The following is an 8,568-nucleotide window of genomic DNA, read 5'->3' as shown; positions in this document are numbered from 1 at the left end:
CGTGTTTCGCGGCGACATTTCCATTGCGGCGAAGGCGCAGGCCGAGTTTCCGCAGCACTTTCCGGCCTCGGGCTGGGTCGAGCACGAGCCGGAGGACATCTGGACCTCGACGGTGATGGTGTGCCGCGAGGCGATCGAGCACGCCGGCATCAGCGCGAAGGACATCGCCGCCATCGGCATCACCAATCAGCGCGAGACCACCGTGGTGTGGGACCGCGCCACGGGCCAAGCCGTGCACCGCGCCATCGTCTGGCAGGACCGCCGCACCGCCGACATCTGCGCGAAACTGAAAGCGGACGGCCGCGAGCCGGTGATCTCTGAGAAGACCGGCCTGATCATCGATCCCTATTTCTCCGGCACCAAGGTCGCCTGGATCCTCGACCACGTTCCCGGCGCCCGCGCGCGCGCCGCACGCGGCGAGCTGATGTTCGGCACCATCGATTGCTATCTGCTCTGGCGCCTCACCGGCGGCAAGGTGCACGCCACCGACGCCACCAATGCCTCGCGCACGCTGCTGTTCAACATCCACACCGGCCAGTGGGACGACGAGCTGCTGGAGATCATCGGCGTGCCGCGCTCGATGCTGCCCGAGGTGAAGGATTCTTCCGCCCGCTTCGGCGAGAGCACGCCCGATTTGTTCGGCGGCGCGATCGCCATCTCCGGCATCGCCGGCGACCAGCAGGCCGCGACCATCGGCCAGGCCTGCTTCCGCCCGGGCATGATGAAGTCCACCTATGGCACCGGCTGTTTTGCCCTGCTCAACACCGGCACAACGCCTGTCGTCTCCAAGAACAAGCTGCTCACCACCGTCGCCTACCAGCTCGACGGAAAACGTACCTACGCGCTCGAAGGCTCGATCTTCGTCGCAGGCTCGGCGGTGCAATGGCTGCGCGACGGCCTCGGCATCATCAAGCACGCCGCCGAGACCGGACCTCTCGCGGATCAGTCGGACTCCATGCAGAGCGTCTATCTCGTCCCCGCCTTCGTCGGCATGGGCGCGCCCTACTGGAATCCGCGCGTGCGCGGCGCCCTGTTCGGTCTCACCCGCAACACCGGTCCCGCCGAGCTCGCCCACGCCGCGCTGGAAAGCGTCTGCTACCAGACCTTCGACCTATGGGCCGCGATGCGCGCGGATTGGCCGAGCTCGGAGACCGCCAGCGTCGTGCTGCGCGTCGACGGCGGCATGACCGCCTCGGACTGGACCATGCAGCGCCTCGCCGATCTCCTCAACGCTCCGGTCGACCGCCCCGTGATCCAGGAGACCACGGCGCTCGGCGCCGCCTATCTCGCCGGCCTCAATGCCGGCGTCTATCCCGAGCCGACAAAATTCGCCGACAATTGGCGCCTCGAGCACCGCTTCAAGCCGAACATGAGCGAAGCGACGCGCGAGCGAAAGCTCGCCGGCTGGGCAAGGGCGGTGAAGGGCGTGCTCGCGAGCGACGAGGGGGAGGGGTAATTCTGGGTCGTCCCGGCGAAGGCCGGGACCCATAACCCCAGGGAGAGGTTGGGCGAAGATTCGCAGTTCGGTACTTCTACCAACCGCAATCGATAGACCTCGCGGTATGGGTCCCGGCCTTCGCCGGGACGACGATGGCGTGTGTAGCGCCAGATCAATGGAATAAGCAAAAATGATCCTCCCCGACGGCTATTCCGACGTCCCCGCCGGCAAGATCGCCGCCGTCGTCACCCATCTCGAAATGACCGCACGTCCCGCGCATCGCGCCGATCCGCCCGGCAACTGGTCCCTGCGCAAGCTCGACCCTCCCGCGCCCGTTTGGTACCGCGACCTCTACCGCCGCGTCGGCGAAGACTGGCTGTGGTTCTCGCGCGCCCGCATGACCGACACGGAGCTCGCCGCAATTATCCACGCGCCGGGAATCGAAATCTACGCACTGGCCGTGGACGGCCGCGACGAAGGCCTGCTGGAGCTGGACTTCCGCGAACCCGGCCAATGCGAGCTGGTCTATTTCGGCGTCACCGCGAAACTGATCGGCACCGGCGCCGCCCGCTTCCTGATGAACCGCGCGCTGGAGATTGCCTGGTCACGCGACCTCTGCCGCGTCTGGGTGCACACCTGCACCTTCGACCATCCTTCCGCCGTCGCGTTCTACCAGCGCTCCGGCTTCCGCCCCTTCCGCCGCCAGATCGAGATCGCCGACGACCCGCGCCTCGACGGCGCCGCGCCGCACGATGTGGCGCGGCATGTGCCGATCATCGAATAGGGCGCGGGTGAGCGTAGCCCGGATAGAGCGACTTGTCCGCCGAAGCTCGAAGAGCGAAGGCGGAAGCGATATCCGGGGTGCGATTCTCTGTTGCCGCTCACTCCGCCGTCATCCTGATGTGCGCGCTCTTGCGCGCCTCGAAGGAGGGGCTTGCGCAAGATATTTGTTGCGGCAAGCCCGCGTTGGCGATGAACTGGACGGCCCTGCCATATCCCACGACTGACAAGAGCGAGAACCATGTTCCTGATCGGCCAATACGACTCCCCCTTCGTCCGCCGCGTCGCGATTGCGCTGCGGCTTTACGGGCTCGCTTTCGAGCACCGGCCGTGGTCGACCTTCGGCGATGCCGACAAGATCGCGCCGTACAACCCGCTGCGCCGCGTGCCGACACTGGTGCTCGAAGACGGCGAGGCGCTGATCGAGAGCACGATCATCCTCGACTATCTCGACGAGCTCGTCGGCGAGGAGAAGGCGATGCTGCCGCGCAGTGGTGCCGGCCGGCGCAAGCACCTGCGCATCTGCGCGCTCGCTTCCGGCCTCGGCGACAAGGCGGTCAGCCTGCTCTATGAGCGCGTGCTGCGGAAGGAGCAGCTTGCGCTGTGGGTCGAGCGCTGCCAGGCGCAGATCGCGGATGTCCTCGGCGTGCTCGAGGCCGAGCGCGCCAAAGTGACGACGCCGTACTGGCTCGGCGAGCGCATAGGTCACGCCGACATCGCGGTCGCCTGCGTCGTTCGCTTCACCCGCGAGGCGCATCCGCAGCTGTTCGATGTCGCACGCTATCCGGCGTTGTCAGCGCATGCCGAACGCTGCGAGGCCCTCGCTCCATTCCAGGAAATCGTGCAGCCGCTGGCCCCGCCGAAGGGGTGAGGCGGCCACAGCGATGGCGAAAGGGTGCGCACGCCGCCTCCCCGATGTCGTCCTGGCGAAAGCCAGGACCCATTACCCCAGGGAGGAGTTTGACGACGACTCGTCGCTCGGGACGACAACCGAACGCTGTCGATAGATTCCGCGGTATGGGTCCTGGCTTTCGCCAGGACGACACCGGTGGTGTGGGGGCGTTCTCAGGCTGACGACGAGAGACGGTCGGCGATGATGAAATATTACTGCTGTTTTGCCCGACGCCGCAACTCGTTTTCGGTAAGACCGAAATTCGTAAGTCCTTTCAACCCCATTCTACTGTGCATGGGGTTGTTTTCGCATTTTTGTTTTGGAAGGCGTGGCTAGCCCGCGCCTGCGCGCTTCCTCTGCCCCCAGACCAGATGCACCGCGCAGGTGCAGCCCGGCGGATGCGAGGCGAGGTCGTTCGACGCCTCGTCGTTCGCAGGCGTCGCCGCGAAGGCCTTGTCCTGCTGTGACGGGATGTAGTTCAGCACCGGCGCGAGCCAGCGCTCGGTCTCCGCGACCGTCATGCCCTTGCGGGCCGCGTAGTCCTCGACCTGGTCGCGCTCGATCTTGCCGACGCCGAAATAATAGCTCTCGGGGTTTGCAAAATAGAGCCCGGATACGGAGGAACCCGGCCACATCGCAAAGCTCTCGGTCAGCTTCACGCCGGCGGTGGCTTCCGCATCGAGCAGCTCGAACAGCGTCGCCTTCTCGGTGTGGTCAGGCTGCGCGGGATAGCCGGGCGCGGGGCGGATGCCCTGATACTTCTCGAGGATCAGCTCCTCGTTGGAGAGCGCCTCGTTCGGCGCATAGGCCCAGAACTCGCGGCGCACGCGGGCATGCATGCGCTCGGCGAAGGCCTCCGCAAGACGGTCGGCCAGCGCCTTGCATAGGATCGAGGAGTAATCGTCATTCGCCATCTTGAAGCGGTCGGCGACGGCATCCTCGCCGATGCCGGCGGTGACGACGAAGCCGCCGATATAGTCCGGCACGCCGGCCGGCGCGATGAAGTCGGCGAGCGCGGCATTGAAGCGGCCCTCGCGCTTCTCGAGCTGCTGGCGCAGCGTGTGCAGCGTCGCGATGCTTTTGGTCCGGTTCTCGTCGGCATAGAGCACGATGTCGTCGCCTTGCGCGTTCGCCGGCCAGAAGCCGACCGTGGCGCGCGCCCGGAACCATTTTTCCTTGACGATGGTGTCGAGCATCTTGCGCGCATCGTCATAGAGCGAGCGCGCGACCTCGCCGACCTTGACGTCGTCGAGAATGGCGGGGAAGCGCCCCGCGAGCTCCCAGGTCTGGAAGAACGGCGTCCAGTCGATATAGGGCACGAGCTCGGCGAGGTCGTATTCGTCAAAACTGCGGATGCCGAGGAAGGTCGGCTTCACCGGCTTGCTCTTGGCGAAGTCAACCGGCACGCGGTTGGCGCGGGCGGCCTCCAGCTTCAGGCGCTTTTTGTCGGCCTGCGCGCGCAGATGCGCGTCCGAAATCTTTGCGTATTCGGCGCGAACCTCGGCGGCATAGGCCTCGCGCTTCTCGGGCGAGAGCAAGGAGGAGGCAACGCCGACGGCGCGGCTGGCATCGTTGACGTGTACGACGGGGCCGGCGCGATAGCTCGGGTCGATCTTCACCGCCGTATGCACGCGGCTGGTTGTGGCGCCGCCGATCAGGAGCGGCAGCTTGAGGCCTTCGCGCTGCAACTCGCCGGCGAAGAACGCCATCTCGTCGAGCGAGGGCGTGATGAGGCCGGAGAGGCCGACGATGTCGGCCTTCTCCGCCTTCACGGTCTCGACGATCTTCGCAGCCGGCACCATCACGCCGAGGTCGATGACCTCGTAATTGTTGCACTGGAGCACGATGCCGACGATGTTCTTGCCGATGTCGTGGACGTCGCCCTTCACCGTCGCGAGCACGATCTTGCCGGCGGACGAGGAGCCCTCGGTGCCGATGCCGCTCGCAAGGTTGCGCGCCTTCTCCTCCTCCATGAACGGCATGAGGTAAGCAACCGCCTGCTTCATGACGCGCGCGGACTTCACGACCTGCGGCAGGAACATCTTGCCGTCGCCGAAGAGATCGCCGACCACGTTCATGCCGGCCATCAGCGGGCCCTCGATCACGTCGAGCGGACGCGAGGAATTCTTGCGGGCCTCTTCGGTGTCCTGCTCGATAAATTCGGTGATGCCGTGGACCAGCGAGTGCGACAGCCGCTTCTCCACCGGCCATTCGCGCCAGGCGAGATCAGCTTCCTTGCTTTCGGTCTTCTTGCCGCGGAATTTCTCCGCGAGCGCCAGCAGCCGTTCGGAGGCGCCGGGATCGCGGTTGAGGACGACGTCCTCACAGGTCTGGCGCAGCTCCGGATCGATGTCGTCATAGACGATCATCTGACCGGCGTTGACGATGCCCATGTCCATGCCGGCCTTGATGGCGTGATACAGGAACACCGAGTGCATGGCCTCGCGCACCGGCTCGTTACCGCGGAACGAGAACGAGAGATTGGAGACGCCGCCCGAGATATGCGCGCCGGGCAGGTTCTGGCGGATCCAGCGCGTCGCCTCGATGAAGTCGACGCCGTAATTGTTGTGCTCCTCGATGCCGGTCGCGATCGCAAAAATGTTCGGATCGAAGATGATGTCCTCAGGCGGGAAACCGACCTTGTTCACCAGGATGTCGTAGGCGCGCTTGCAGATCTCAGTCTTGCGCGCGAACGTGTCGGCTTGGCCGACCTCGTCGAACGCCATCACGACCACGGCCGCGCCATGGCGGCGGGCGATCTTCGCCTCGTGGATGAACTTCTCCTCGCCTTCCTTCATCGAGATCGAGTTGACGACCGGCTTGCCCTGCACGCATTTCAGGCCGGCCTCGATCACCGAGAATTTCGAGGAGTCGACCATCACGGGGACGCGGGCGATGTCGGGCTCGGCGGCGACGAGGTTGAGGAAAGTCACCATCGCCGCTTCGGAATCGAGCAGGCCCTCGTCCATGTTGACGTCGATGATCTGCGCGCCGTTCTCGACCTGGTCGCGCGCGACCTGCAGCGCGGCGGTGTAGTCGCCGGCGGTGATCAGCTTGCGGAATTTTGCGGAGCCCGTGACGTTGGTGCGCTCGCCGACGTTCACGAACGGAATGGCGTCCGTCAGCACGAACGGCTCGAGGCCGGAGAGCCGCAGGCGCGGCTCGATTTCCGGCACGATGCGCGGCTTGTGCGGCGCGACCGCAGCAGCGATCGCCGCGATATGGTCCGGCGTGGTGCCGCAGCAGCCGCCGACGATATTGACCAAACCATCACGCGCGAACTCACCGACCAGGCGCGCCATGTATTCAGGCGTCTCGTCATACTGGCCGAACTCGTTGGGCAGGCCGGCGTTCGGATAGGCGCAAACAAGCGTGTCGGCGACGCGGCCGATATCGGCGATATGGGCGCGCAAATCTTCCGCGCCGAGCGCGCAGTTGAAGCCGATGGTGATGGGCTTTGCGTGCCGCACCGAATTCCAGAACGCTTCCGGCATCTGGCCCGACAGCAGACGGCCGGACTTGTCGGTGATGGTGCCCGACACCATCACGGGCATGTCGATGCCGATCTCTTCGGTGATCTCGGCGATCGCATAGAGCGCCGCCTTGGCGTTGAGCGTGTCGAAGATGGTCTCGACCAGCAGCAAGTCGACGCCACCGTCGATCAGGCCGCGGATCTGCTCGCCATAGGATTTGCGCAAATCGTCGAAGGTGACGGCGCGGTAGCCCGGATTGGATACGTCGGGCGAGATCGAGGCGGTGCGGTTGGTCGGGCCGATGGCACCCGCAACGAAGCGCGGCTTGCCGTCCTCGGCTGCGACACGCCGTGCGGCATTGCCGGCGAGGCGGGCGCCTTCGCGCGCCATCTCGTAGACGATGTCGGTGAGGTCGTAATCGGCCTGCGCGATCGAGGTGGTCGAGAAGGTGTTGGTCGCGACGATGTCGGCACCGGCGCGCAAGTATGCGGCGTGGATGTCCTCGATCGCCTGCGGCTGCGTCAGGATCAACAGGTCGTTGTTGCCGCGCAGGTCGCGATGGAAGTTCTTGAAACGCTCGCCGCGGAAGGCTTTCTCGTCGAACTGCAGGTTCTGGATCATCGTGCCCATGGCGCCGTCGAGCACGAGGATGCGCTCGCGCGCGGCATTGAGCAGGGCAGTTCGCTTGGCGGAAACGGATACGGTCATTTTCTCTTACGCAGCCTTCTGGGCGCTCTTGGCGCGAATGCCGAGCAAATGGCTGATCGCGAACACGAGATCGGCGCGGTTCATGGTGTAGAAATGGAAGGTGTCGACGCCGTGCTTGGCGAGCTTCTGCACCTGGCCGGCCGCGACGGTCGCGGCGACCAGCTTGCGGGTCTCGGCATCGTCATCGAGGCCTTCGAATTTCGCGGCGAACCAGTCGGGCACCGTGGTGCCTGCACGCGTCACGAAATTGCGAGCCTGCTTGAAATTGTGCATGGGCATGATGCCCGGCACGATCGGGATGTCGATGCCGCGCGCACGCACGCGGTCGAGATAGCGGAAGTAGAGGTCGTTATCGAAGAACACCTGCGTGATCGCGCGCGTCGCGCCCGCGTCGACCTTGGCCTTGAGCGTATCGATATCGGCATCGAAGTCGCGGGCTTCAGGGTGCTTCTCGGGATAGGCCGAAACGGAGACCTCGATATCGCTGTGCCGTTTCTTGATCCCCGCGACGAGCTCGGCCGAGCTCTGATAGCCCTCGGGATGGCTCGAATAGGGCGTGCCGATGCCGCCGGCGGGATCGCCGCGCAGGCCGACGATGTGGCGGACGCCGACCTCGTGATAGCGGTCGACGATCTCGTCGATCTCGCCGCGCGAGGCGCCGACGCAGGTCAGATGCGCGGCCGGCAGCAGCGCGGTCTCTTTCAGGATGCGCGTGATCGTGGAATGGGTGCGCTCGCGGGTCGACCCGCCGGCGCCATAGGTCACCGAGACGAATTTCGGGTCGAGCGGGGCGAGCCGGTTGATGGTCTCCCAGAGATTGCGCTCCATCTCCTCGGTCTTGGGCGGAAAGAACTCGAAGGAGATCGCAGGCCGCTTCAGCCGCCCGTCCTGCCGGTCGGCTGTCGCAGGCGTCGTCAGGTCAGTCATGGCACCACTCGCTTCAAGGATCCCGCCAGGTTTCGGGGCCGGCCGCCGGGTCTAGATTGGGTGACCCTAAGATAAGGCAAAGGCCATTTGGACGACAGCCCATCGGGAGTGGGAAGTGGCCCACTATGGATTGGTGGGGTGGTATTTTATGCCGTTTCGAAGCTGATGTGGGATGTGACGGATTTGTAAATTATGTAGTTATTACATATTGTTGGTAATATTTATGGGGCGTGATATCGCTTGGATTGAGGTGGGCAGATTGAAGTTGGTGTGTCTATCTCCGTCTTTGTCCCAATGCTGTCAGCTTGGCTGCGCGCGCGGCCCGCACACGCCAGACCTGCGCGGCCAAC

At 65.0% G+C, this 8,568-nt stretch carries 5 protein-coding genes (1 of these 5 running past the window's edge); 3 read left to right on the top strand and 2 right to left on the bottom strand.

All coding sequences use genetic code 11. From position 1 onward, the window contains the following. The 3 genes from glpK to JQ603_RS16730 all read left to right on the top strand — a co-directional run. Nucleotides 1-1,456: the 3' portion of a glycerol kinase GlpK gene (gene glpK, locus JQ603_RS16740; RefSeq protein WP_212341044.1), read on the top strand. The gene continues 50 nt to the left of window position 1, outside the view; the window shows 1,456 of its 1,506 coding nt (coding positions 51-1,506); the start codon falls outside the window, past its left edge; its stop codon occupies nucleotides 1,454-1,456. Between the two features lie 172 nt (nucleotides 1,457-1,628). After that, on the top strand, nucleotides 1,629-2,222 hold the full coding sequence (locus JQ603_RS16735; RefSeq protein WP_212341042.1) for a GNAT family N-acetyltransferase: 594 nt from the start codon (nucleotides 1,629-1,631) through the stop codon (nucleotides 2,220-2,222). Between the two features lie 237 nt (nucleotides 2,223-2,459). After that, complete coding sequence (locus JQ603_RS16730) at nucleotides 2,460-3,089, top strand: glutathione S-transferase family protein (RefSeq protein ID WP_212341040.1); 630 nt, start codon at nucleotides 2,460-2,462, stop codon at nucleotides 3,087-3,089. A gap of 353 nt (nucleotides 3,090-3,442) precedes the next feature. On the opposite strand, the gene metH is transcribed toward JQ603_RS16730, so the two are convergent. Next, the gene (gene metH / locus JQ603_RS16725; RefSeq protein ID WP_212341039.1) at nucleotides 3,443-7,291 is read right to left on the bottom strand and encodes a methionine synthase; all 3,849 of its coding nucleotides are present in this window, start codon (nucleotides 7,289-7,291) and stop codon (nucleotides 3,443-3,445) included. A gap of 6 nt (nucleotides 7,292-7,297) precedes the next feature. After that, entirely contained in the window at nucleotides 7,298-8,218 is a 921-nt protein-coding gene (metF, locus tag JQ603_RS16720) for a methylenetetrahydrofolate reductase [NAD(P)H] (protein ID WP_212341038.1), read from the bottom strand. Between the last annotated feature and the right edge of the window lie 350 nt (nucleotides 8,219-8,568).

The organism is Bradyrhizobium liaoningense (genome assembly GCF_018130825.1).
GTDB classification, from domain to species: domain Bacteria; phylum Pseudomonadota; class Alphaproteobacteria; order Rhizobiales; family Xanthobacteraceae; genus Bradyrhizobium; species Bradyrhizobium liaoningense_B.
Note: the sequence above shows the minus strand (reverse complement) of the source record. Positions and strands in the feature narration are given on the sequence as shown.